The 23,822-nt window shown below is 71.1% G+C and carries 20 protein-coding genes; 10 read left to right on the top strand and 10 right to left on the bottom strand.

Features of this window, described 5'->3' with window-relative positions; translation table 11 throughout:
• Positions 1-1,572: outer membrane protein assembly factor BamB family protein (locus Afe05nite_RS12905; RefSeq protein WP_203817291.1), on the top strand; the 1,572-nt coding region annotated here is incomplete at its 5' end.
• A gap of 360 nt (positions 1,573-1,932) precedes the next feature.
• Here Afe05nite_RS12905 and Afe05nite_RS12900 read toward each other — a convergent pair.
• Positions 1,933-3,843, bottom strand: coding sequence for an amylo-alpha-1,6-glucosidase (locus Afe05nite_RS12900; protein WP_203817290.1), 1,911 nt, complete (start codon positions 3,841-3,843; stop codon positions 1,933-1,935).
• A 72-nt stretch (positions 3,844-3,915) separates the two neighbouring features.
• Between Afe05nite_RS12900 and Afe05nite_RS12895 the strand changes: the two genes are divergently transcribed.
• Complete coding sequence (locus Afe05nite_RS12895; protein WP_203817289.1) at positions 3,916-6,546, top strand: MGH1-like glycoside hydrolase domain-containing protein; 2,631 nt, start codon at positions 3,916-3,918, stop codon at positions 6,544-6,546.
• Here Afe05nite_RS12895 and Afe05nite_RS12890 read toward each other — a convergent pair.
• The 3 genes from Afe05nite_RS12890 to Afe05nite_RS12880 form a co-directional block, all read right to left on the bottom strand.
• Positions 6,543-6,758, bottom strand: coding sequence for a hypothetical protein (locus Afe05nite_RS12890; RefSeq protein ID WP_203817288.1), 216 nt, complete (start codon positions 6,756-6,758; stop codon positions 6,543-6,545). The genes Afe05nite_RS12895 and Afe05nite_RS12890 overlap by 4 nt on opposite strands.
• A 126-nt stretch (positions 6,759-6,884) precedes the next feature.
• On the bottom strand, positions 6,885-7,697 hold the full coding sequence (locus Afe05nite_RS12885) for a response regulator (protein WP_203817287.1): 813 nt from the start codon (positions 7,695-7,697) through the stop codon (positions 6,885-6,887).
• Positions 7,694-8,845, bottom strand: coding sequence for a sensor histidine kinase (locus Afe05nite_RS12880; RefSeq protein ID WP_203817286.1), 1,152 nt, complete (start codon positions 8,843-8,845; stop codon positions 7,694-7,696). Before Afe05nite_RS12880 ends, Afe05nite_RS12885 begins: the two co-directional genes overlap by 4 nt.
• A gap of 133 nt (positions 8,846-8,978) precedes the next feature.
• Here Afe05nite_RS12880 and Afe05nite_RS12875 point away from each other — a divergent pair, with 133 nt between their 5' ends.
• Positions 8,979-11,189, top strand: a complete 2,211-nt coding sequence (locus Afe05nite_RS12875; RefSeq protein WP_203817285.1) for an MMPL family transporter — start codon at positions 8,979-8,981, stop codon at positions 11,187-11,189.
• A gap of 101 nt (positions 11,190-11,290) precedes the next feature.
• Here Afe05nite_RS12875 and Afe05nite_RS12870 read toward each other — a convergent pair whose 3' ends face one another.
• The 3 genes from Afe05nite_RS12870 to Afe05nite_RS44525 form a co-directional block, all read right to left on the bottom strand.
• On the bottom strand, positions 11,291-11,929 hold the full coding sequence (locus tag Afe05nite_RS12870; protein ID WP_203817284.1) for a VC0807 family protein: 639 nt from the start codon (positions 11,927-11,929) through the stop codon (positions 11,291-11,293).
• A 156-nt stretch (positions 11,930-12,085) separates the two neighbouring features.
• A complete protein-coding gene (locus Afe05nite_RS12865) occupies positions 12,086-17,959 on the bottom strand; it encodes a LamG-like jellyroll fold domain-containing protein (RefSeq protein ID WP_203817283.1) in 5,874 nt (1,957 codons plus the stop codon).
• Between the two features lie 281 nt (positions 17,960-18,240).
• A complete protein-coding gene (locus tag Afe05nite_RS44525) occupies positions 18,241-18,366 on the bottom strand; it encodes a hypothetical protein (RefSeq protein ID WP_275407466.1) in 126 nt (41 codons plus the stop codon).
• Between Afe05nite_RS44525 and Afe05nite_RS12860 the strand changes: the two genes are divergently transcribed.
• From Afe05nite_RS12860 to Afe05nite_RS12850, 3 genes are read left to right on the top strand one after another with little or no spacing between them, the layout of a single operon-like run.
• A complete protein-coding gene (locus tag Afe05nite_RS12860) occupies positions 18,334-18,663 on the top strand; it encodes a TM2 domain-containing protein (protein ID WP_239117775.1) in 330 nt (109 codons plus the stop codon). The genes Afe05nite_RS44525 and Afe05nite_RS12860 overlap by 33 nt on opposite strands.
• Entirely contained in the window at positions 18,554-18,907 is a 354-nt protein-coding gene (locus Afe05nite_RS12855; protein WP_203817281.1) for a VOC family protein, read from the top strand. Before Afe05nite_RS12860 ends, Afe05nite_RS12855 begins: the two co-directional genes overlap by 110 nt.
• A complete protein-coding gene (locus Afe05nite_RS12850) occupies positions 18,904-19,728 on the top strand; it encodes a hypothetical protein (RefSeq protein ID WP_203817280.1) in 825 nt (274 codons plus the stop codon). Before Afe05nite_RS12855 ends, Afe05nite_RS12850 begins: the two co-directional genes overlap by 4 nt.
• Before the next feature lie 16 nt (positions 19,729-19,744).
• On the opposite strand, the gene Afe05nite_RS12845 is transcribed toward Afe05nite_RS12850, so the two are convergent.
• A complete protein-coding gene (locus tag Afe05nite_RS12845; RefSeq protein ID WP_203817279.1) occupies positions 19,745-20,233 on the bottom strand; it encodes a hypothetical protein in 489 nt (162 codons plus the stop codon).
• Between the two features lie 184 nt (positions 20,234-20,417).
• Here Afe05nite_RS12845 and Afe05nite_RS12840 point away from each other — a divergent pair, with 184 nt between their 5' ends.
• The 4 genes from Afe05nite_RS12840 (at position 20,418) to Afe05nite_RS12825 (ending at position 23,257) form a co-directional block, all read left to right on the top strand.
• On the top strand, positions 20,418-21,086 hold the full coding sequence (locus Afe05nite_RS12840) for a HEAT repeat domain-containing protein (protein WP_203817278.1): 669 nt from the start codon (positions 20,418-20,420) through the stop codon (positions 21,084-21,086).
• Positions 21,087-21,116: 30 nt separating this feature from the next.
• Complete coding sequence (locus Afe05nite_RS12835) at positions 21,117-21,872, top strand: DUF899 domain-containing protein (protein WP_203817277.1); 756 nt, start codon at positions 21,117-21,119, stop codon at positions 21,870-21,872.
• A gap of 37 nt (positions 21,873-21,909) precedes the next feature.
• The gene (locus tag Afe05nite_RS12830) at positions 21,910-22,854 is read left to right on the top strand and encodes a class I SAM-dependent methyltransferase (protein ID WP_203817276.1); all 945 of its coding nucleotides are present in this window, start codon (positions 21,910-21,912) and stop codon (positions 22,852-22,854) included.
• Positions 22,855-22,990: 136 nt separating this feature from the next.
• On the top strand, positions 22,991-23,257 hold the full coding sequence (locus tag Afe05nite_RS12825; RefSeq protein WP_203817275.1) for a hypothetical protein: 267 nt from the start codon (positions 22,991-22,993) through the stop codon (positions 23,255-23,257).
• A 17-nt stretch (positions 23,258-23,274) separates the two neighbouring features.
• Here the strand turns inward: Afe05nite_RS12825 and Afe05nite_RS12820 are convergent, their stop codons facing one another.
• Positions 23,275-23,418, bottom strand: coding sequence for a hypothetical protein (locus Afe05nite_RS12820; RefSeq protein WP_203817274.1), 144 nt, complete (start codon positions 23,416-23,418; stop codon positions 23,275-23,277).
• Entirely contained in the window at positions 23,399-23,758 is a 360-nt protein-coding gene (locus Afe05nite_RS12815) for a hypothetical protein (RefSeq protein WP_203817273.1), read from the bottom strand. The genes Afe05nite_RS12820 and Afe05nite_RS12815 overlap by 20 nt, the downstream gene beginning before the upstream one ends.
• Positions 23,759-23,822 lie beyond the last annotated feature (64 nt).

The following is a 23,822-nucleotide window of genomic DNA, read 5'->3' as shown; positions in this document are numbered from 1 at the left end:
GGGGTGCCCCCCGTGTCTGGTGGGGTGCCGCCCGCGGGTGCGGCAGGGGCCGGTGCGGCCCGCGTCGGTATCGGTGCGGCGGGTGCGGGTGCGGGTGCGGCGGGGGCCGGTGTGGTGGGGGCCGGGGCGATCCGGGTTGCGCCTGAGTCGGTCGAGACCGGGGCCCCGGGGTGGCCGGGCGGCGGGCGGAGTGGCGGGGCGGGGCGGCGGAAGCGGTCGTACAAGTGGCCTGTCGTCGGTGGGTTCGCGGCGGTACTTGTCGTCGTGGCCGCGGTCACCGCCATCTCGGTCTGGCCCAAGGGGGACGCCGGGGGTGAGCTGGGTGGTGCGGGTGCGCCCGGCGGGGGGACCTCGGCGGCCGTGCCGGCGGTAGCGGTGGTGGCGTGGAAGGTGGAGACCGGGGGCGCCTCGACTGAGCCGCCGGCGGTCGGGAGCGAGTTCGTCTATGTGAGCGGGCGGGACGGGACGCTGCGGGCCTACCGGCGGGGGGACGGCGGGAAGGCCTGGGAGTTGCGGCTGGGGGACGGGCTGCGGGCCTCGCCGGGCGTGGTCGGCGGGGTGGTCTACGCGGTCACGGGGGACGGCGGGGTCTATGCGATCGACGGAAGCAAGGGCACCGAGCTGTGGCGTCGGAACACCGGTCATCCGGTCACGGCGCGACCGTTCGCCGACTCGGACCGGGTATTCGTCGGCGGGCAGGACGGCGTGCTCTACGCGTACCGGATCGCGGAAGGACACGGCCGGTGGCGGGTGTGGGCCGCGGAGATCAGCCAGGCACCCAGCGTGATCGGGGATGTTGCCGTTGTTGCCGGCAGTGACGGCCGGCTGTACGGGATCAGCCGCGCCGGCACCGCGTTGTGGAAGCCGGAGGTGGGCCCGGTGAGCGGCGGGCCGGTGCCGGCCGGCGACTCGGCGTGCGTGGTGCTCGGCGACGGGACGGCGCGGTGCGTGCGGCTTGCCGACGGTTCGCTGCTCGCCGGGATCAAGGGCGAGGGGACGACGCTGAGCCGGATCGCCGCCGCGCCGGGCGTGGTTTTCGGTGTGGGGGCCGACGGATCGGTCGGGGCGTGGGACGCGGTCACGGGGGAGAGACGCTGGCTCGTGCCGGGTTCGGGGGTGGCCGGGATCCCGGTGGTACGAGGTGGCGAGGTCGACGTGACCTTCGCCGACGGGCGGGTCGCGGGCCTGGCCGGCGAGTCCGGGAAGGTGCGGTGGGAGACGAGGACCGGTGACCGCTTCGGGGTCGCTGCCGGTGGCGACGAGACGAGCCTGTACGCGGTGAGTGACGGCGGAACCCTTTACGCACTGCGGATTCCGGGCAGCAGCACGGCCGTTCCGCAGCCCTCCGTGACGACTCCGGCCCCCACGCCTACCGCTACGCCCGCTTCCACCCCGACGCGCGCGCCGACCGCGGACCGGCGGACCACCCGCCCTACCACCGAGCCCACCCACCACCGCCGGACGACGTCGCCTACCCCCAGCGAGACGAGCCGGACCACGCCCTCGCACAAGCCGCCGCCGACCGAGCCGACGAAGGACCCGACGATCCAGCCGACCGCCTTGATCCCCTAGCGGCGATGCCGCTTGGTCAACCGGCTGGGCCGGGTGTCAACCTGGCCCGGCCAGGATGGTGACAGCCCTTTTTCAACGACTCAATGAAGAAAGGGGTCGGCGGCGGGCGCGAGATCTGCCATCTCGGCCGCTCGGAGGCGGTGGTGAATCCCGGCGCGGCCTCGCCCGCGAGGGCTTGGGCGCCCGGGGTGGGGGTGCGGGCGCGGGGCGCGGTGCCGCCGGGGGTGTGGGCGCGGGGCGCAGGTGATGTTGGAGGGTGCGGGCGCGCGGGCGCAGGGTGACGTCGGAGTGTGGGCGCGGGGTGACGTCGGGTCTGGGGCGCTCCGCGGGGGGACGCGGGGAATGCCGGGGAGTGGCGGGTCAGAGGCGGCGGGCTCGGAGGGTTTCGGCTACCGACCAGGCCTGGAAGGGGCACCCGGTGGCGGGGTGGGGGGCGTCGCCGTCGGCGGTTTCGGAGACCGAGCCCAGGCCGTACTCGCCGAGGTGGTCGTCGGAATCGGACAGGGTCTGGTCGGCGGAGACACCCAGGCGGCGCCAGGACTCGACGAAGGGGCCGGTGAGCCAGGGCCAGACGGTGCCCATGTGGTAGGCGGTGTCGCGGGCGGCGGAGTCGCCTCGGTGCCGGCCCTCGTAGCGCGGTTCGGCGGGGGCGAGGGTGCGCAGGCCGAGGGGGGTCATCAGGGCTGAGCCGATGGCCTGCAGGGTGGCCGGTTCGGGGCGCAGCGGGGCGTAGGGCAGGGACCAGGCGAGCAACTGGTTGGGTCGCATGGTCGCGTCGTCGCCGGCGGGGCCGTCGACCACGTCGTACAGCCAGCCGGTGGGTGCCGGGAACCGGCGGGCGAAGCCGGACAGCGCCTCCGGATGCGCACGCAGCGCCGCGCCCGCGCCGGTGCGGGCCTGCCAAGCCAGCTTGATCACGGTGGCGAGGCCGTTCACCCAGAGTGCGTTGATCTCGACCGGTTTGCCGCGGCGCGGGGTGACCGGTACGCCGTCGACGCGGGCGTCCATCCAGGTCAGCGCCTGGCCGTCGACGCCCTGGCGGAGCAGGCCGTCGAACGGGTCGACGCCGATGCCGTAGCGGGTGCCCTCGAGGTGCCGGTCGACCACTTCGAGCAGGGACGGGAGCAGTTCGGCGGCGAGATCGAAATCGCCCGTGGTGGCCACGTGCCGGCCGACCGCGTGCAGGAACCAGAGGGTGCCGTCGGCGGTGTTGTACTCGACGCTGCCGGTGTCGGCGGTGTTCGCCAGCATGCCCTCGGACAGTGTCGACGCGTAGGAGCGCAGCAGCTCACGGCCCTCGCCGGCGCGGTTCGTGGTCAGGAACAGGCCCTCGTAGCTGAGCATCGTGTCGCGTGACCAGGCGCCGAACCACGGGTAGCCGGCCACCACGTCGGGCCCGGCGGCCGTGCGCACGATGAAGGTGTCGGCGGCCAGCGCGAGCGTGGCCTGGGCGTCGTCGGCGGGGGCGGCCGCCGCGACCACGGCCCGGTTACGCGTGCGGGCGGCCTTGACGACCTCGGCGGCCGGTGGCGGCGGGCTGTCCAGCTCCGACGCCCACGCCGACACCTCGGCCGTCGAGCCGGGCTGGCGTAGCTCGGCGTGGAAGCTCCCCGCGTACCAGAGATCCTCCTGGGGGTGGAGCCCGCGGGCCGCCTCGGCCCGGTGCCGCACCCCGCGCCACCACTCGCCGCCGGGCCGGAAGTTCGGGCCGCGCAAGCGGTACGCCCGATCGACCACGCACCCGCCCCCGGTCCGCTCGACGACCGGCACCGGGCCGCCGTCGGTCCGTTCGGCGTGCGCGTCGCGCCAGGTCACGAGCGCTTGCAGGGCGAGGCTGACGGGGCCGCCGGTGAGCAGGCGATGCACCACGGCGACGGCGGGACGGCCGTGCACCATGGCGAGTTCGCGCTCGATGACGACGTCGCCGATCCGCCAGCGCCAGCGGGGCAGGCCGTCGACGAGTTCGAAACCGGCGAGAAGTTCGTGCCCCCGCGGGGCGATCGTCCCGTCCTCCCATTCGTGCGTGCCGAGCCGCACGGTGGTGCCCGAGGGGAGGGTCAGGACCGGGTCCAGCGCGGCCAGGCCGAGCATCCGGGTGGCCGGAGTGTCGCCCGCGACCACGAGAAGCCCGTGGTACCTGCGGGTCCGCAGGCCGCTGACGGTTCCCATGGCGTAGCCGCCCCGGCCGTCGGGCACGAGCCATTCCCGGGCAGTGCCGTCCAGAACACCACAAACCTGGGGTCCGTAGGCCAGGCGGCGGACCGTAGCCATCAGGTGACCTCCAGTTGTCGGGCAGAATCATTTGTGTCAACAGACGTAACACGCGACGGCAAGAATCGAGTCATGGGGGTGAGACACGGCGTGGCGGAACGCTTACGCCTGGCGCAGGCCGATTCGGGGGAGCAGCCGTGGCGCTCGTGGGGCCCCTATCTGTCCGAGCGTGCGTGGGGCACGGTCCGGGAGGACTACAGCGAGCACGGTACGGCGTGGGACTACTTCCCGCACGACCACGCGCGGTCCCGAGCGTACCGGTGGAACGACGACGGAATGGGTGGCATCTGCGACGACCGCCAGACGTTCTGCTTCGCCCTGGCGCTGTGGAACGGGCAGGACCCGATCCTCAAGGAGCGGATGTTCGGGCTCGGGGGTGACGGCGGAAACCACGGGGAGGACGCCAAGGACTACTGGTGGTATCAGGACTCCACGCCCACCCACTCGTGGATGCGCTGGCGGTACCACTACCCGCAGGCCGAGTTCCCCTACGACCAGCTCGTCCGGGTCAACGGCGCGAGGTCACGGGAGGAGACCGAGTACGAACTGGTCGACACCGGGGTCTTCGACGAGGACCGGTTCTGGGCGGTCACGGTCGACTACGCGAAGGCCGGCCCGAAGGACATGTGCATCGCGATCACCGTCTCCAACCGCGGACCCGACCCGGCCACCCTGGATGTGCTGCCCACGCTGTGGTTCCGCAACACCTGGTCGTGGGGGCAGCCGAACCGGCCCAAGCCGACCCTCGCCGGCTACCCCGGCCGGCTCGCCGGATGGCACCAGGTGCTCGGCCACCTCGTCCTGGAGGGGGAGGGGGACGTCCCCACCCTGCTCTGCGACAACGAGACCAACTCGCAGCGGCTCTGGGGGCAACCGGGAAGCAGCATGTTCCCCAAGGACGGGATCAACGACCACGTCATCACGGGGGCACCCACGGTCAACCCGGCGCACGTCGGCACCAAGGGGGCGCTGCACTACCGGGTCACCCTGGGGGCGGGCGAGACCCGTACCATCCGGCTCCGCCTGACCCAGGGCGAGGCCTTCGAGGAGCCCGCGGATCTCGACCTCGGCGGCGGCTGGGAAGCCGCCATGCGTGACCGGGCCGGTGAGGCCGACGAGTTCTTCGCCGAGGTCATCCCCCCGGAGGCGTCGCCCGAGGAGACGGCGGTGGCACGCCAGGGCATCGCCGGGCTGATGTGGGGCAAGCAGTTCTACCACTTCGACGTGAAGCAGTGGCTGACCGGCGACCCGGGCTCGGCACCCCCGCCACCCGGCCGCCGGTACGGGCGCAACAACGCCTGGTGGCACATGAACAGCTTCGACGTCATCTCCATGCCGGACGCGTGGGAATACCCCTGGTACGCCGCGTGGGACCTGGCCTTCCACTGTGTCTCGATCGCGCGCGTCGACCCGAGCTTCGCGAAATCGCAGCTCCTGCTGCTGCTCCGCGAGTGGTACATGCACCCCAACGGCCAGATCCCGGCGTACGAGTGGGCGTTCGGCGACGTCAACCCGCCGGTGCACGCGTGGGCCGCCCTGCGCGTCTTCGAGATCGACGGCGGTCGCGACCACGACTTCCTCGCCCGGGTCATGCACAAACTGCTGCTCAACTTCACGTGGTGGGTCAACCGCAAGGACGTGGGCGGCAACAACGTCTTCGAGGGCGGCTTCCTCGGCCTCGACAACGTCGGCCCGTTCGACAGGTCGGCGGCGCTGCCCGTCGCCGGTGTGCTCGAACAGTCGGACGGCACCGGCTGGATGGCCATGTACGCGCTCAACCTGCTCGACATGGCGATCCAGCTGGCCCTGCACGACCGCACCTACGAAGACATGGCGACGAAGTTCTTCGAGCACTTCGCCTACATCGCCGAGGCCGCCTACCGCCAGGGACTGTGGGACGAGGAGGACTGTTTCTTCTACGACCAGCTGCGCCTGCCCGACGGCCACAAACTGCCGCTGAAGGTGCGCTCGGTCGTCGGTCTGCTGCCCCTGGCCGCCACCACCCGGCTCACCAAGGGCACCCTGAACCGCCTGCCCGAACTCAGCGCCCGCCTCCGCTGGCTGCGCCACTCGCAGGGCGAGATGGCCGACGTGATCAGCGCCCGCCGGCTGTCGGCCGAGGGCCGCCAGCATCGGCTGCTCTCGATGGTCGGCCAGGACCAGCTCCTGCGCATCCTGGCCCGCATGCTCGACCCGGAGGAGTTCCTTTCGGCGTACGGGATCCGGACCCTGTCCCGTTCTCACCTGGAGAAGCCGTTCACGGTCTCGCTGGGCGGCTCGGACTTCACCGTCGGCTACGAGCCCGCCGAGTCGACGAGCGGCCTGTTCGGCGGCAACTCGAACTGGCGCGGCCCGGTCTGGATGCCGGTGAACTACCTGCTCATCGAGGCGCTGCGGGAGTACGCCTCGTTCTTCGGCGACGACCTGATGGCCGAATACCCGACCGGTTCCCAGCGCAAGCTCCCCCTCGCCGAGATCGCCGACGACCTGTCCCGCCGCCTGATCTCACTGTTCCTCCCGGACGCCGAGGGCCGGCGCCCGATCTACGGCGCCAGCGAGGTCCTCCAGTCCCATCCCGACTGGAAGGACCTGATCGTCTTCCCGGAGTACTTCCACGGCGACAACGGAGCCGGACTGGGCGCCTGGCACCAGACGGGCTGGAGCGCCCTGGTCGTCGACCTGATCCTGACCCTGCGTCGTTAGCCCTCATCGGATTCCGCCACTTCGCGGTCAGCTTCGCCCTCGTTTCGCACCGTCTTCAGGCTCGCGTTTCGCTTGCCGGGTTTGCGCTTTGCCTGGTCGGTCTTGCGGATAGCGCGCCAGGCTTGTGCTTTGCCGGCGCGGCTTGCGCTTTCGTGCTTGGCTTGCGCTTTCGTGCTTGGCTTGCGCTTTCTTGCCCAGCTTGCGTAGGGCATGCCGGCAGCGCTTTGCCGGCTGGCTCCGCACGTGGCCTGCTGGCTTGGACCTCACCCGCCGGCTTGGCCTTCTGCCGTCAGTGGCCTTCTGCCGTCAGCGGCCTTTGTCGTCAGCGGCCTTTGCCGTCAAGCTTTCGGCAGGTCGCCGGGTCGGATCAGGCCGGTCTCGTAGGCGAGGATGACTCCGTGGATGCGGTCGCGGAGACCCAGCTTGGCGATGATCCGTTTGACGTGCGTTTTCACTGTGGACTCCTCGACGTTCAGAGCCTGGGCGATCTCGGTGTTGGCCAGGCCGCGCGCGATCAGGGTGAGCACGTCCCGTTCGCGGGGGGTGAGCTGCGCCAGCCGATCCAGCGCGAGCTCGGACGGCGGTGCCTCCCGGCTCAGCTGCTCGATCACGGTTCGCGTCACCCGCGGCGCGAGCAGGCTGTCCCCACCGGCCACGGTGTGGATCGCCGCGATCAGCTCCTCGGGCCGCATGCGCTTGAGGGCGAACCCGGCCGCCCCACTGCGCAGCGCCCCCAGCACGTAGTCGTCATCCTCGAACGTGGTCAGGATCAGGATCCGGACCCGGGGCGCCACCTCGACGATCCGCCTGGTCGCCTCGATCCCGTTGAGCACCGGCATGCGGATGTCCATCAGCATGACATCGGGCTCGTAGGTGATGGCGCACTCGACGGCCTGCATGCCGTCGGCGGCTTCCGCAACGACCTGAAGGCTCTCGTCGGTGGACAGAATCGAGCAGAGCCCGATCCGCATCAGATGATCGTCGTCAACGACCACCACCCTTAGCGGGGTGCCGGCTGCGGCCTCACCGGGCTTGGAGGCGCCCGCGGCGGTGGTCGCGCCTGCGGGCGTGGTGGGGCCTGCGTCCTTGGTGGCGCCTCCGGGCTTGGTCGTGCCGCCGCCCGCGGAGGTGGGAGGGCTGGGCGCGGTCATGCGTGTGGCAGCACTGCACATAGGCGGAAGCGGTCGGGGGCTCGTTCGGCCAGCAGTGTGCCGCCGAGCAGGGTGGCTCGCTCGCGCATACCGACTATGCCCAGGCCCGGACGGTCGGATCGGGGGCGGGTGACCGTCGGGTTCGTCACGTCGATCTCGACCCGGTCGCCGCCGAAGCGGACGGCGACGGCGGCACTGCCGGCGCCGTGCCGAGCGGCGTTGGTCAGCGCCTCCTGCAGGATGCGGTAGGCCGCCCAGGCCACGCTGCGCGGCAGAGGAGCGTCGCGCTCCGGCAGGTCGGCGTCGATCGCCAGGCCGCCGGCCCGGTGCCGATCGATCAGCTCGCCGAGAGCGCCCGGGTCGGCCGGCACGTCGTCGTGCTCGCGGTCGTCGCGCAGTGCCCGCACCATGCGGTCGATGTCGGTGACTGTGTCGCGCGCGACCGTCTCGATGGTGTCGAGGGCGGCTCTGGCCCGCTCCGGGTCGCGGTCTTGCAACAACCGGGCCGCGCCGGCCTGGACCAGGATGAGGTTGATCGCATGGCCGGCCGAGTCGTGCAGCTCCCGGGCGATCCGGGTGCGCTCGTCGGCGGCGGCGAGCCGGCGGTCGCGCTCGGCGTCGGCGTGCGCCCGGCGGACGGCCTCCTCGGCCTCGGCCAGGCGCAGCGACCGCAGGCGGCTGCGGTCTCCCGCCACCCACAGCCCGGCGAACACGGCAGCCCAGGCGAGGAGCTCGGTCGCGATGCCGGCCGGGCTGATCCCCACCGAGGCGTAGGCCACCGCCACCGCCGGCACGAACGCGTTGACCGCGACCGACGCCAGCACCCGGGGACGCCGGGCGGCTCCGGTGTAGGTCCGGGCCAGTGCGTAGGCCGCGACCGCTGTCGAGATCGGTGCGTCCAGCGGATAGCCGAGGTGCAGCAGCGTCAGGGAGGCGATCGCGCTCACCGCGAAGCCGGCGGCCCGGTGGGGCAGGGCGAGCGGCACCGCCGACACCGCCGCCAGCAACACGCCGAGCATGTCGAGCGGCCGCGCTCCCGGGCCGGGCGTGCCGAACCCACCAGCGGCAAGGATGACGAGCGTCGCGTCGAGAGAAAGGAACGCGAGCGCTGCATCCGCCGCACGACGGCGCACCGGGGGATTGGGCATGGCTCCAGGTTAGACCGGCATTGAGCAGCGCGAATCCTGCTGCGGAAGGATTCCGGCGTACCCCTGTGGGGGGAGGACGAGTTCCCTCTCCGGTAGCTTCCGCCGCGGTGCCGCCGGTTCGTAGCTTCCCTCCATGTTCGAACGCATAGCCCGCTGGGCCACCCGCCGCCGATGGTGGGCGCTGACCGCATGGGTGCTCGTGCTCGTGGCGGTCACCGCCGCGGCGCAGGCCGTCGGCGCTCGGTATCACAACGACTTCTCGCTGCCCGGCACCGAATCGCAGCAGGCCCTCGAAGCGCTCTCGGCCGAGGCGCCGGCGCAGGCGGGTGCCACTGTCCAGGTCGTGCTGCGCTCGGCCGGTGGCCTCGCCACGCAGCGAACACGTGTCCAGCCGATGCTGGCGGAGCTGGGCGCCCTGCCCCGGGTCGCGGACGTCCGCGATCCGTTCACCACACCGGGTGCCGTGTCCGCCGACGGCACCATCGGCTACGCCACGGTGACTCTCGACGCGCAGGCGCAGGACGTGCCGCCCGAGGATGTCCGCCGCATCATCGACACGGCCCGGCAGGTGGCCGGTCAGGACGGCCTGCAGGTGGAGCTGGGCGGCGACCCGGTGCGCGGTGCCGAGGAAACAGCCGGCGGGGCCTCCGAAGGACTGGGGTTGCTGGCCGCCCTGGTCATCCTGGTGTTCATGTTCGGCTCGCTGCTCGCGGCGAGCCTGCCGATCATCATCGCCGTGTTCGCCGTCGGCACCGCCATCGGTCTGGTGGCGCTCGCCTCCCGTGCGGCGACGGTCGCCGACTTCACCACCCCGCTGATGATCCTGGTCGGACTGGGCGTCGGCATCGACTACGCCCTGCTGGTGTTCACCCGCTACCGCTCGGAGCTGGTGGCCGGATCACCACGGGACCGCGCGGTGGCGCGAGCGCTCGACACCGCCGGCCGCACCGTGTTCTTCGCCGGCTCCACGGTGATCGTCGCGCTGCTCGGCCTGATCGTGCTGGGCCTCGGTCCGCTGCAGGGAGTCGCGGTAGCGGTAGCGCTGACCGTGCTGGTGACCATGCTGGCCGCGCTGACCCTGCTTCCCGCCTTGCTGGCCGTGTTCGGCAGCCGGATCGAGCGGCGAATCCGCCGCCGAGCCGCCCGCAAAACGGCCGCCCCCGCCATGGCTGACACCGTCGGCCGGGGTAGGGGTGCGGGTCGGGCTGAGGGCGAGGGTCGGCGTGAGGGTGCCGGGCCGGTTGAAGGTGGACGCTGGTGGCGATGGTCGATGGGAGTGCAGCGCCGGCCCTGGATCGCGACGGTGCTGCCGCTGATGGCGCTTGTCGGGCTCAGCGTGCCGTTGTTCGATCTGCGGCTGGGTTTCGCCGATGCGAGCACCGACTCGCCGCGGGCCACCAGCCACAAGGCGTACGACCTGCTGAGTGAGGGGTTCGGACCGGGGTTCAACGGGCCGCTGATCGTGGTCGTGGAGGGTGGGGAGCAGGCGGCTGCGGCGGCCCGGGAGGCGCTCGCGGCGACAAACGGGGTGGCGGCGGTGCAGGCCGCGCCAACCGGTGGGCCGGCGGGCGAGGCGGCAGACGGGCCGTCGGGTGCGGCTGCCGCTGGGGCGGGGACGGTGGTCGTGGTGCCGGAGTCGGGGCCGCAGGCGGCCGAGACCACCGAGCTGGTGGAGCGGCTGCGCGAGGACGTGCTGCCGCCGGTGTCGGCGGCCACGGGAGGCACGTTCCTCGTCGGGGGCAGCACGGCGGCGGTCGTCGACTTCTCGGATGCGGTGGCGGGCCGGCTGCCCGCGTTCGTCGGGGTCGTGGTCGGGCTGTCGGCGCTGCTGTTGCTGCTCGTCTTCCGGTCGCTGCTGATTCCGCTCAAGGCGGCTCTGCTCAACCTGCTCAGCGTGGGGGCGGCGATGGGTGTGGTCGTTCTCGTCTTCCAGCACGGACTGCTCGGCGAGCAACCGGGGCCGGTCGAGGCGTACGTGCCGGTGATGATCTTCGCGATCGTGTTCGGGCTGTCCATGGACTACGAGGTGTTCCTGCTGGCCCGGATGCACGAGGCCTGGCAACGGCGGCCCGACCCGGGGGCGGCGGTGGCCGAAGGGATGGCCACCACGGGGCGGGTGGTGACCGCGGCGGCCGCGATCATGGTGGTGGTGTTCGGTGCATTCCTGCTCAGCCCCGACCGGATGCTGCGCCAGTTCGGTCTCGGGCTGGCCACCGCCGTGCTGCTCGACGCGATCGTCATCCGCTGTCTGATCGTTCCGGCCGTGATGCAGCTGTTCGGCCGGGCGGCGTGGTGGCTGCCGGCGCCGCTGGCCCGCCGGTTGCCCCGGGTAGCGCTCGAATGAACACGGCCCAGGTGGGCCGCTCGAGTGGCCGGGCGGCCCGGCTGCCGGGTGGTGGCGGACACCGACGCACCCGGGTGCTCGCCCCGGGCGCGTCCGAGCTGTCAGACCGCGACGAGTTCGGGCTCGACGACGCGGGAGGTGAGGCGGGTGCGGCGCGAGATGTAACGGCCGTTCCAGGCGATCAGGGCGGCGAACGTGACGACCGTCAGGAGCGTCGAAACGCCCACCATCACGTCCAGCGGCAGCGCGAGGACCAGCACCACCCGGACGACCGCCTCGACCAGCAGGCCGCTACCCCACACCAGGGACGCGACCCGGTGGCCGTGGCGGACGTCGGGGTCCGCCGCGAACGTCTCGGCCAGTTCGGTGGAGCGGTCCGGCATGAAGCTCTGCTGGGCGGCCAGGGTGAGCGGGCGGCCCCGGAACGCGGTGATCAGGAACAGGGAGCCGATCACCGCGGCCATCGCCGAGTGCTTGATCAGCAGGAACCGGGCGTCGCCGGTGAGCAGGGTGAACAACAGGCCGACGCCGAACACGGCGGCCATCACGGCGGAGAAGGCGCTGATCGTACGGCTGCGGGCCGCGACCCAGACCAGCCGGGCACCGGCCGCCGCGGTGCCGGCGAGCAGGGCGGCGGTGTCGCCGGTGCCCACCGCGTGCAGGGCGTAGTAGGTCGCCACCGGCAGGCCCAGGTCCCAGGCCATCGAGCGGATCATCGCGGTCATCTGGTTGCGCTGCATGGGTGGTCTCCCTCGTCGGCGGTGATGAACAGATCCTCGCCGCCGGAGCCGCCCCGCCGGGACGACCGAGTCACCGGCCCGGCTGTCAACCGGTCGGTGGACAGCAAAGCGGCGCCCGGGGTCGACCCCGAGCGCCGCCGTCTCACCACTGAAAGGTCAGGACTGGGCGAGCTCCTTGATCAGGTCATCCGGCACGGCGCCCTGGTAGACGCGGACGGCGTCCACGGCTCCCGGGAACCAGTCGGTGGCGTGATCGTCCCACCTGCTGCGGCCGACCAGGAACGAACCGGTGGCCTGCCACGGCGTACCGACCACCTCGTGCGACCCGACCGGGTCGCCGTTGATGTAGAGCGTCATCGTCGCCGTGGCGGCGTTGTAGACGCCGGCCACGTGGGTCCACTGACCGATCGGTGCCGTGTCGAGAGTCGGGCCGACGACGGCATCCGTCTCCGGCTCGGCGGCGTCGGTGCGGGCCAGCGTGAACTGCCAGGCCTTGCTCTCCACGCTCCAGTGCAACGAGAAGCGCCCGACGTGGGCACCCTCCTGGCTGACGATCGCGTGGTTCCAGGTGGCCGCGTCGAGGCGGACCCAGGCGGCCACGGCGAACGACTGATCGGTACGCAGCAGGGAGCTGCGGCCGACCGCGGCGTCGGTGCCGTTGAGCTTCAGAGCACCGATGTCCCAGTCACTGTGGCCCGGGTATTCGTAGGTGGCGCCACCGGCGAAAGCAGCGTCGTTGCCGTGGAACGTGGAGTCCTTGGCGACGGTGGGGACACTGTCGTCCTCGAACTCGTAGTCCGCGATCGGCTCGGCCGCCGCCTGCTGGTCGATCTCGGCCGCGCCGACCGGGCGGGCCCAGACCCGGACGTCGGCGATGTCACCGGCGAACCAGTTGGTGCCGGCGCGCCCGATGAGGGCGGAACCGGTGGTGTCGTTGAACGGGGTGACCTCCTCGATGACGGTCTCGGCGGTGCCGTTGACGAACAGCGTCAGCGCGCCGAGGTCGGCGTCGTAACTGGCCGCCAGGTGGGTCCACACGCCGACCTGCGGTACGGAGTCGGACAGCGCGTCGAACCACTTGGCATCGTCACCGGAGGTCTTCGACGGCATCTGCGCCAGCCACCGGTCCTGGGCCTTGTTGTACTGCAGGTAGAGCGAGGCCCAGCCGGTGGAGCCGCGGGCGAAGACCGTGCGGTCGGTCGACTTGTCGGCGAGGCGGACCCACGCGGACACCGAGAAGCTCTTCGCCGTGTTCACCTTGTAGTCGGTGGTGGCGTAGCTGGTGCTGCCGTTGAAGGTGCCGGCCTTCGAGTTCAGCATCCGGCCGGCGCCCCACGTCACGTTGTTGAGCGTGGCGTCGTGCATGGTGCCGGTCGGGATGCCGGTGCCCGAGTCGGCCGCGACCGTTCCGGTGCCCTCGTCGAACTTCCAGACCGCCACCGAGTCGTCACCGTCGTGCGTGCCGGTCTCGTCCTTGACCCGGTCGGCGCGGTCCGAGCTGGCCAGGTATTCCCAGGCCAGCTGCTCGTAGTAGACGTCGCTCGGATAGAGGTGACCCTTGCCGTCGTCCCACAGGTAGTCGGCCCCGACGGTGTCGGAGTTCTCGTCGCCCTCGGCGGAGACGGCGCCGGCGAAGTTGATCACGCCGTCCGCGTAGCCGCCGAGGTTGCTGTCGAGGATCGCCGCGTTCACCTGTTCCCGGGCCGTCTCCTGCACCGCCGTGTGGGTGCCGGTGAACGCCGGCAGGGTCGCCACGTAGACCTTGAGGTAGCCGGACGCGTTCGGCAGCGTCACTCCGGAGTCCGACGAGTCGTCGGACTTGAAGTTGCCGATCTGCGCCGACAGGCCCTGCAGCTTGGCGATCAGCGGAGCCGAGCAGGCCTCCGCCGTGGTGGCCGGGCACGCCAGCAGGTCGGTGGAGCCGGAGGAGATCAGCACGTTGCGCACGTTGGACTGGCTCAGCACCGTGCGGTCGATCGAGGTGATCGCGCTCTGCGCCAGCGTCGTGCTGGCGTTCGGCAGGACCACCCGGTTGCCCCAGCTGCTGCTGCCCTGGTTGAGGATGCCGAACGGCACCTTGCCGTTGCCGTCCTCGGCCCCGGCCAGGTAGTCGGCCAGCTTGTCGGTGAACTGGCTGGAGCCGTTGCCGCCGGCGGTGTCCGAGTTGACGGTCTGGTCACCGAGGACCACCAGGGCACCGGCCGGGTCGGAGGCCGACGTGGTCACGTCGACGCCCGCGACGAACGGCAGGCCGTACATCGTGGAGGCGGTGAAGCCGGCGCCGGACTGCTCGCCGGTGTGGTCCACGTTGTCCGCGGCACTGGTGTAGATCGGCGTGCGGGGGTCCTTGTGGCCGGACAGCTTCGTGACGGTGCCGTTGGCCTTGAAGCTGACCAGCAGCCGCGCCCGCTCCGGCACGGTGAGGGTGACCGGGTCGCTGAGCACCTCGGTGCCCGGCACCAGGGTGGTCGTGGCCGCTCCACCGAAGGTCAGCTTGACCGGCGTGTTCAGGGCCGTGCCGCCGCCGGTGGTCTCGTCCTGCAACGCGACCGAGGCCGCGCCGAAGGTGACCGAGGTCTTGCCCTTGGCGTTCGACAGACGCACCCGGACCTGCTGGGTGCTGCCGCCGGAGCCGATCGACGCCCGCACCGGGACCCGGATCGTCTGCCCGGTCAGGGTGGCCGGGGCGTCGGCCGGGCTGGTCAGGACGGCGTCGGTGTCCTGCGCGGCCGACCAGGTGCCGACCCAGTGCGCCGAGTCGGTCGCCGAGCTGGGCCGGATGCCCAGGCCGAACAGGTGCAGGGTGTCCACCCCGTACTGCGGGATGTTGGTGACGACCGGCAGCACGATGCTGTCGACCACGGCGCCGGGGCACTGCAGCGGCACGGTGACCGCGTAGATGCTGATCGGCGTGGCCTGCCGGGTGGCGTTGCTCTTGTTGTAGCGGGGCATGGTGACCACGGCGTCGGTGGCGGTGGCCGCGGCGTTGGTCCAGTCCGGCATGGTGCTGAGGGTGAACGACTGGCTCTTCAGCCCGCAGCTGGTGCCCGCGTAGTTGATGGTGCCCGTGGAGTTGTTGGTCGGCCCGTCGGTGGCGAACCCGACGAAGACCAGGGCGTTGCCCTTGTTGACCACGCCCGTGGTCGGCACGTTGATCACCTGGCCGGAGGCCATCATGTTGTCCTTGGCGCCGGTGCCGAACACCGGGGGCAGCTTGATCTTGGCGCCGTTGACGGTGACCGTGCTGCCCGGGTTCCAGCCCGCGGCCTTCAGGTCGGCGGCGTCGAAGCTGGAGCCGGGACCGTCGGCGTTGGCCGCGGTGATGGTCGGCGTGGTGCCCTCGGTGAGCGTGCTCGTCGCCGCGTTGTTGAGGCACGTCGCCGTGTTGTCGAGGGTGCAGATCGGCAGCGGCGAGATGCGGATCAGGTCGATGCCGGCCTGATATCCGGTCGAGGCCGCGTTCTTGCCGGTCATCGTGAACGTGATGGTGTGTGCGCCCTTGGTCAGGGTCATCGGTTTGCCCGCGGTGTCCTTGACGACACCGAAGTGGACGAACCGGGGCGATCCGCCGGTGGGCTGATATCCGTCGAAGCCGCTCATCAGCGTCTTCTGGGTCGACTGCCCGGCGTCGAGGACGATGTCCCAGATGCCGTCGGCGGTGCCGGTGGTCAGGTTCGCCCCGATCTCCCACGCCCCCGTCGCCGGGACGTTGAAGGAGAACGTGGCCTTGTCACCGAGCGCCACGTTGCCGGCCGTGGTGTTGCCGAGCACCGCCTGGTAGCCGTCGCCGAAGTACAGCCAGGCCGCGGCCTGCTTGACGATCGCGCCCTTGGCGCTGACCTTGGTGGCGGCGGGCAGCGTCGTCGTGGTGCCGTCGGCGTTCGTCGCCGTACCACCGGCGACGAGCGTCGAGCCGTAGGTGAACGACGGCGTCTGGGTGCCGGCGTAGAAGACGTACGGCAGCTGCGGCGACGTGGAGCCGGCCTGGTCGACCGCCTTCACGTAGAGGGTGTGCGCACCGGCGGTGGCCGGGGCGAACGGGATGCCGGCGGTGCCGTTGACCACGACCGTGCCGGTGCCACCGGCGTTATCGGCCTTGGCATAGTAGATCGTCTTGGCCTTCAGCACCGTGCTGGTCGTCCAGGCGGTGCCCTTGTTCGTGGCGTAGACGGTGTTGGCCAGGTCGGCGTCGAGCGCGAACAGGTAGCCGGTGACGTTGTTCGTCCTGTCGTTGCCGAAGGCGAACGTGCCCTTGTCGGTGTACGCCCCGCCCATGATGTTCGGCGGGAACTGACTCGAGCGCACGGTCGGCTGTTTCGGCGCCAGGGTGTCGACGACCACGGTCTGGGTGGCGGTGTAGACGCCCGCCCACAGCCCGGAGGCGTTCTGCACCGTCGCCTTCCAGGTGTACGTGCCGTCGGCGAGCGACGGTGTCCGCCAGGCGGCGCCGTTCGTCGAGTAGCCGCTGTAACCGGTGGCGACGCGGGTCGTGCCCTTGTACACCTGGTACTCGATGCGGACGTTCTCCTGCAGGCCGTTCACCTTCGGGTTCACGCCGTACGCGGTGAGGGTCGGGGTGTGCGTCGTGGTGACGTTGCGGCCCGTGTCGACGATGCTCGGGGTGGTCTTCGGGCTGCCCGTACCGTTGAGGAGCTTGGGCTTGTAGCTGTACTTGACCGACAGCGTCGCGCCGCCGCCGTAGCCCAGCTGCTTCCACGAGTACTTGTCGTCCATGTCCTTGGCCTGTACCAGGAACGTCGCGTTGGCCTTGCTGCCCTTGGCGATGGTCTTGATGTAGCTCAGCACGTTGAACTTCAGGCTGGCCGGGGTGACCCGCACCGACTTGGTGCCGCAGTCCACCTCCTTGCCGTTGACCGTGGCGAGCACGCCGGTCGCCTTGTTCGGCTCGTGGCCCCAGTACAGGCTGCCGGAGCTCCAGCCACTGGGCGCGGCGGTGCCGTAGACGACCGCGGCGGTGTTGTAGCAGGACGCCGCCCACCGCTCGGTCACGTACAGGTTGGCCTCGGAGACCTCGGCGCCTTTGATGCCGGAGGTGTTCATCTGGTAGTACGTCCGGGCCCGCTCGGCGTCGCCGCCGGCCCAGTTGTCGTACCCGATGCGGGCGCTCGTCGACCCGGTCTTCGAGGTGGAGTTGTAGACGTTCCAGCCGTTGCTGGAGATCCGCGCCCACTTGATCTGGCTGGGGTTGCCCGACCAGTAGGGGTCGACGTAGACCGGGTACTTCGTCGCCTTCGAGGTGAGCAGCTTCTGGTCGAGCTTGAGGGTCTGCTTGCCGCTCTTCAGGCCGACGGCGATCTTGGCGCGGTTCGCGCCCATCCGGCCGACCGCGGTGCGCGAGTCCATCTTCGCGACCTCGGCGGCGGTCTCACCGGTGCTGGGGGTGCTGTCCCACATCACCGCGGTGCCGGTGCGGAAGATCGCCTCGCCGGACTTCGGGTCGGTCGCCGAGGCGCCGCCGTCCGCGGTGCCCGCCAGCTTGACGCCGGTCCCGCTCAACCCGAATTCGATCGCCGGCGGTACGGCGGACTCCGCGCTCTTGACCACGAACATCGACGAGTAGCCCGTGGCGTCCGCGATGATCTGCAGGTCGACGCCCTTGTACACCTCGGGATAGGTGGCGGTGTCGCCGTCGATGCGCGGGGCCGGCAGCTTGGTGGGCCAGCTGAACCTCAGTGCGCGCGCGCCGTCCTTCATCGTGAGCAGCCCGGTGCCACCTCCGCCTGACACCGAGATCGAGGACAGCGCCGCCTTCGGGGCGAAGCTGCCGTCCTTCTGCTTCACCAGCGTGGTGTCGATCGGCACCCAGTTCTTGCCCTGCCGGACCCGCTGCGGGCTGGTCGAGGACGTCTGAGTGAGCGTCCCGTCCGGGTTCGCCGACGTGGTCGAGTATTCGTCGAGCAGGGACGGGATGGTGACGGGTTCGCCGCCGGTCCGGGCCTGCCTGACGGCGGCCGAGATCGGATCGGCCGGTGGTGTGCTCTTCGAGGGGGTGGCGGTAGGTGGTGTCACTTGCCCGGGCGTTGCTGCCCGCGCTGGTGTTCCGACCCCCGTCAGCCCCGCGGCGAGCAACGTGGCGACCGCTGTACCCGCGGTCAGGCGAAACCGTTGCTTCGTTCGCGACATGTGCTCTCGAAACCCTCTCCGGATAGGCGCGATCTTGGACCGCGCGGAGCACATTGTGGCGGCCCGGGGAGGAGTTCATCGACCCCGTTCGCATCGAAACAGGGAGAATTGTTCATGTGATGTCGGCCGGCCCCCGTATCGTTGCGCCGGTGACCGCCGTCGCCGGATCAGCCGAGCTTCCCGAGTGGGAGCGGCTGCGGGTTCTGCGCGCCGAGGCGGAGTACGCCTCGGTCCGCAAGCAGCGCCGGGTCGCGTACGCCATCTGGGTCTTTCTCGGGCTCTTCGGGGGTCATCGCTTCTACCTCGGGGACACCGGGCGGTCGGTGGCGATGCTGTTCACCCTCGGCGGTCTGGGGGTGTGGACCCTGGTCGACGGGCTTCTCGTGGGGCGGCGGGTGACCGCGGTGAACCGGCGGCGCCGGGAAGCGATCATGGCCCGCTACGGCATCCTGGACGCACCTGATCCGTTACCGTCGTCCCATGACGGTTCGGGGACTTCAGCGGATCATCGTGTCGGTGGCCGACGGCAAGCGCGCGCTCGCCTTCTACCAGGACGCTCTCGGCCTGAGCGTGAAGGACACCGGCGATGACGTGTTCATGCTCGCCATCCCGGGCACCGGCACGGAGTTGCTGCTGCACGAGCGTCCGCCGACGCCCGGCCTGGCCGGAGTCGCGATCAGCCTGCTCGTCGACGACGTCGACGCCACCACGGCGGCGGCGGTCGCGGCCGGCGCGGTCGTGCTGGACGTCCCGGCCGACCAGCCCTGGGGTGAGCGGCAGGCGGTGCTCGTCGACCCCGACGGCCACGTCATCTGCCTCGTGACGCCGGGATGACGACCGCGACCCGGCGTTTCGCCCTGTGGCGGGCCGACCTGGCCGGTGGCGTGTGCGCGGCGCCCGACGAGTGCGTGGACGACCTGCGCCACCTCGACCGGGTCCCGGTCACGCTGGAGCACGACGTCTACGGGGTCACCCCGATGAGCGAGGTGTTCGAGACGTCGCTGCGCGACGGCCAGTTCACCGGCATCGAATGGCCGGGTGACCTGCGCCCCGGCGTGCAGGTCACGGTCGAGTGGCACGCCCGTTCCGGGGCGATCGTGGCCCGCACGATCCCGCTCGAGGAGCCGGTGCGGGTCGACGGCGTCGATTACTTCCACGAGTACGACCCCAAGGTCGTGACCAGGGAATTCGAGCCCGGCCCGGCCAACTGGAGCAAGGTGCTGCACGCCGTCTGCCGGCACGGCCGGGTCTTCGACGACGGCAGCGCCGTGTTCGCCGAGGCCAAGATCGCCGTGAAGGCCGGCCTGGGCCGCGGGGCCAAGGGCGCGTTCCTGCTGAAGAACGCGATCGACCAGCTGCTCCGCGAGGGCTACGTGACCCGCGTGCAGGGCAGCGGCGACTCCACCTTCCCGGCCGAGGACGGCGCCGAGCCGGTCGGCATGCTGTTCTACGCGCCGCTGGTCGACCCGACGGCACCCCCGGAGGGCCGGCACGACCACTGGGTGAACGGTTTCATCCGCAAGCTGCCGGCCGGCGCCCAGCCCTCCGAGAAGCAGTTGTCCCTGCACCAGCGGGCCGTCGCCAGCGAGCAGATCGACCCGGTCCCGCTGGAGCCCGGCTACACGTTCGTGCAGAAACACCACCGGCACGGCTGACCCCGGCGGGCCGGCGTCACTCGCTGCGCACCGGGATGTGGGCGACCGCGGACAGCCAGTCGGCGAACGGCAGGGCGATCCGGCCGTCCTCGTCGTCGGCGAAGATCTCGTCGCTACCGCCGCCACGGTGCGTGGCGTACAGGTGAAGCTTGGTGATGTTGTCGAGCTCGCGCCGCTGCAGCACCAGTTCGGCCGCGTCGGCCGGGCCACCGCGCCAGTTCCCGCCGGCCACCCAGACGCGTCCGCAGCGCAGCCGGCCCGGTGTGACGGTGAAGCCGTCCTGGGTCAGCGCCGTCACGATCGTGCCGATCGCCCCGGACGCCGCCATGATCGTGCCGATGACGAAGAAGCCCCGGCCGTCCGAACCGGTGTCCCGCAGGGCGTAGAACCACCAGAAGAGCAGCGCGACCCCACCGGCCGCCGCCGTCGCGAGCACCCACCGCCGTAGCGGCCGCATCCGCATCAGAATCACCGGCTCGCCGGTCTCCCGGTCGAACCGCCGCACCGCCTGCCACCCCCTCGGTAGGGGAGTGACACCCACTTCCGGAATCCAGTTCCCGGTCACAGCCTCATTGTGCGGACTCACGCAACCATCAGTCACGCTCGATCATGTCGCGGCGGCGGCGGCCCGTGATCGCCGCCGCCGTGCCGCCGGACCCGCGCCGCCCGCCACGACGGACAATGGCAGCGTGACCGAACCATCCGACGCCGAGCGCCGCACCGCGCTCTTCCAGGCCGCCCGGGCCGAGATCGCCGCCCGCGTCCCCCGGGCGGGGACCGCTTCCGGTGCCGGGACCGCCGACGACGAACCGGCCCGGGCCCTGGTCGCCCTGCACGAACAGCCGAACCGGGAGGTTTTCGACACGGCGGCCGGGATGCTCGGCGACGACGACCCGATCACGCGGGAACTCGGCGTCCTCGTGCTCCGTGAACTCGGCCCGCCGGGCGAGCTCGACCGCCGGCCGTTCTACGCGGAGGCCGTACCCCGGCTTCTTGATCTTCTTGGCCGGGAGACCGACCCGCGTGTCCTGGGCTTCACCATCTCGGCGCTCGACTACAACGGCGCGCGCGAGGCCCTCGACGCGATCCTTCCGTTCGCCCGGCACCCGCACCGGCGGGTCCGCTTCCACGTGGCCTCCGCGCTGCCCGGCCTGATCGACCCGGCCGCGGTCGATCCCCGGGTCGTGCCGGCCCTCGAACAGCTGTGCCGCGACGAGGATGCCGACACCCGCTTCTATGCGCTCTACGCCCTGCTCGAGGAGATCCCCGGAGTGGACCGGGAGCGGGTCGCCGCGCCGCTGGCCGACGATCCGGACGAGCAGATCCGCGATTTCGCCCGGACGCTCGAGATCCGATGAGTTCCGGGCCGGTCGCCGGTCTACACCGGTATGACGCAAGCAGACCTGCCGGAGATCGTGTCCCGTGACGAGTGGCTGGTGGCTCGCAAAGAGCTCCTGGCGAGCGAGAAGGAAGCAGTCCGGGCCAAGGACGCGCTGAACACGCGGCGCCGCGAGCTGCCGATGGTCAAGGTCGAGAAGGACTACCGCTTCGCCGGCCCCGGCGGGCCGGTCGGTCTGCTGGACCTCTTCGACGGACAGCGCCAGCTCGTCGTGCAGCACTTCATGTTCGACCCGGGCTGGGAGGACGGCTGCGGAAGCTGCACGGCCGCCGTCGACGAGATCTCCGACGGCCTGTTGCGGCACCTTCGGGCCCGCGGCACGGTGTACGCGATCATCGCCCGGGCCCCGCTCGCCAAGCTGGAGAAGTACCGGGCCAAGCGGGGCTGGACCATCCCGATGTACTCGTCGTCCGGCTCCGACTTCAACTACGACTTCCACGTCACCCTGGACGAGTCGGTCAACCCGGTCGAGTTCAACTTCCGCGGGCCGGACGAACTGCGCAAGGCCGGCCTCGGCTGGACCCTCGACACCGCCAACCAGCCGATGGAACAGCCCGGCATGAGCTGCTTCCTGCGGGTCGGCGACGACGTCTTCCACACCTATTCGACGTTCGCCCGCGGCACCGAGCAGGTCGGCGGCGCCTACGGCATCCTCGACATGACCGCGCTGGGCCGCCAGGAGGCGTGGGAACTGCCCGAGGGCCGCGCCGACACCTCCCGGGGGCCGATCCCGGACTTCAGCTGAGCCGATCCGCGAATCCGACAAATTAGTAAAATGTCTCATGCGCTGGACCCGCAAAGCCAAGATCCAGAAGCTCTGCGCCATGCTTCCGGGAGGCGACCTCCTCTACCGGCGGATCCAGCGACGGTACGGCCGGCTCAGCCCCGACCCGTACAAACGGCTCCCGCAGCACGCCGCCATGCTGCGGCGCCTGACCGAACTGGGGTTCCGGCCCGAGGGCGCCCGCTGCCTCGAGGTCGGCACCGGTCACCTGCCCGTCGCGCCCCTGGCGTTCTACCTGCTCGGGGCGGCCGAGGTCGTCACCGTCGACCTGCACCGCCGCCTCGACACCGAGCTCACCACCGCGATGATCCAGCGCCTGCTCCGGTCCCGCGACCGCCTCGCCGACCTCTACGCCGGCCTGGTCGACCCGGCCCGGCTCGCCGACCGGCTGGCCGCACTCGAGGCCCTGCCCAGCGGCAGCCCCCACCACCTGCGGTCACTGAACGTGCACTATGCCGCCCCCGGCGACGCCGCGCGGATGCCCGACGAGGACGACACCTTCGACCTGAGCTTCTCCATGACCGTCCTCGAACACGTCACCCCGCCGGCCCTCGCCGCCATCCTGGCCGAGGCCCGCCGGGTGCTCAGACCGACAGGTCTCGCCGCCCACCTGATCGACCCCAGCGACCACTTCGCCCACCAGGACGCCAGCATCACCCGGATAAACTTCCTGCGCTTCTCCGAACGGGAGTGGCAACGCCTGGGCGGCAACGAGTTCTCCTACTGCAACCGCCTGCGCGCCCCCGACCTGGAGCAGCTGTTCACCGACGCCGGCTTCGCCATCGAACGCCGCCTGCGCACCGTCGACGAACGCTCGGTCGCCGCCGTGAACCGCGGCTTCCCGATCCACCCCGACTACCACGGCTTCGACCCCGACGACCTCTGCACCACCGAGTTGGAGATCTACGCCCGCCCCCGCACCCACGCAGCCCGCCCCTCGTAACCGCTCCGCCGGTTATCTGGGCCAGACTGCTCGACCGGTGCCCGACGGGCGCCCCGCCAAGAGCCAACAGCCCCGGCCATCCAATGGAGCCCAGAACCCGCGAAAACGCCGGCCGCCCGCAGCCATAGCCGAACCTGTGGCCGACGGCATGTCCGACAGGGACCTCAGCGTCCTCTTCCAGGAGTTTCTGGCTGCGCTTGCCGCCGTTGGGCGGCCGTTGGCCGAGCGGGACGTCAAGTTGCTCACCATCACCGGCTTCGACCACGTCAGCATGAAGCACGCCGCCAACCAGTTGGGCATGAGCCTGGAAACCGCCTACAAGCAACGCCAGCGAGCCAAGTCCCGTTTCGTGAAGTACCTCGCCGCCCGCGACCGGGGACCCGACGAGGAAACCGGCCGGTGAGGTTCGCGGGAAGTTGGTTACCGGTCGCGGTGCCACGGCATCCGCGGAGGCGGCACCACCGACTCGTCGAACGGCTCCGAACCCTGCCCCACCGCAATCAACTCGCCGATCAGGATCGACAGCTCCTGCTGCCAGCTCGGATCACGATCGATCCGCAACACCCCACGGATCCGATCCGAAACCACCAGCACCGGACCACCCGGACCACCCGAACGACCCGCCAGACTGAACTCTTTCGCTTCCGACTACGGGATGCGTCGACTCGTTCTCGCCGTGGGTGCCGCAGCAGACGCGGCAACGGGCGTGAAGGGCGTCGGCTGGCTGGTCGTCGCTGGGGACGTAGCGATGTGACCGGTAGCCGAGTCGTTCGACGGTGACCATGGGGACGATGCCGTCACGGATGACGTGCCCGGCCGTGACGGCGGCGAGGTCGTAGCCGGCCTCGGCGAAGCAGAAGTGGAAGCGATGGCTGTAGAAGTCGGTTTCCAGCACCGACGCCATGACCGCCGGAAGCGCGGCCCCTCCACGCACTCAGGCAAGTGGACGAGCACTGCAGGTGGGTAGT

Origin of the sequence: Paractinoplanes ferrugineus (assembly GCF_016862195.1) — a bacterium.
GTDB classification, from domain to species: domain Bacteria; phylum Actinomycetota; class Actinomycetes; order Mycobacteriales; family Micromonosporaceae; genus Actinoplanes; species Actinoplanes ferrugineus.
Note: the sequence above shows the minus strand (reverse complement) of the source record. Positions and strands in the feature narration are given on the sequence as shown.

What these genes read in the sequence shown, in the direction of transcription:
- Afe05nite_RS12900 (WP_203817290.1), bottom strand. Translation starts at nt 3,843, where the DNA reads ATGGCTACGGTCCGCCGCCTGGCCTACGGACCCCAGGTTTGTGGTGTT.
- Afe05nite_RS12895 (WP_203817289.1), top strand. Translation starts at nt 3,916, where the DNA reads ATGGGGGTGAGACACGGCGTGGCGGAACGCTTACGCCTGGCGCAGGCC.
- Afe05nite_RS12890 (WP_203817288.1), bottom strand. Translation starts at nt 6,758, where the DNA reads ATGCCCTACGCAAGCTGGGCAAGAAAGCGCAAGCCAAGCACGAAAGCG.
- Afe05nite_RS12885 (WP_203817287.1), bottom strand. Translation starts at nt 7,697, where the DNA reads ATGACCGCGCCCAGCCCTCCCACCTCCGCGGGCGGCGGCACGACCAAG.
- Afe05nite_RS12880 (WP_203817286.1), bottom strand. Translation starts at nt 8,845, where the DNA reads ATGCCCAATCCCCCGGTGCGCCGTCGTGCGGCGGATGCAGCGCTCGCG.
- Afe05nite_RS12875 (WP_203817285.1), top strand. Translation starts at nt 8,979, where the DNA reads ATGTTCGAACGCATAGCCCGCTGGGCCACCCGCCGCCGATGGTGGGCG.
- Afe05nite_RS12870 (WP_203817284.1), bottom strand. Translation starts at nt 11,929, where the DNA reads ATGCAGCGCAACCAGATGACCGCGATGATCCGCTCGATGGCCTGGGAC.
- Afe05nite_RS44525 (WP_275407466.1), bottom strand. Translation starts at nt 18,366, where the DNA reads ATGACCCCCGAAGAGCCCGAGAAAGACCCAGATGGCGTACGCGACCCG.
- Afe05nite_RS12855 (WP_203817281.1), top strand. Translation starts at nt 18,554, where the DNA reads ATGACGGTTCGGGGACTTCAGCGGATCATCGTGTCGGTGGCCGACGGC.
- Afe05nite_RS12850 (WP_203817280.1), top strand. Translation starts at nt 18,904, where the DNA reads ATGACGACCGCGACCCGGCGTTTCGCCCTGTGGCGGGCCGACCTGGCC.
- Afe05nite_RS12835 (WP_203817277.1), top strand. Translation starts at nt 21,117, where the DNA reads ATGACGCAAGCAGACCTGCCGGAGATCGTGTCCCGTGACGAGTGGCTG.
- Afe05nite_RS12830 (WP_203817276.1), top strand. Translation starts at nt 21,910, where the DNA reads ATGCGCTGGACCCGCAAAGCCAAGATCCAGAAGCTCTGCGCCATGCTT.
- Afe05nite_RS12815 (WP_203817273.1), bottom strand. Translation starts at nt 23,758, where the DNA reads ATGGCGTCGGTGCTGGAAACCGACTTCTACAGCCATCGCTTCCACTTC.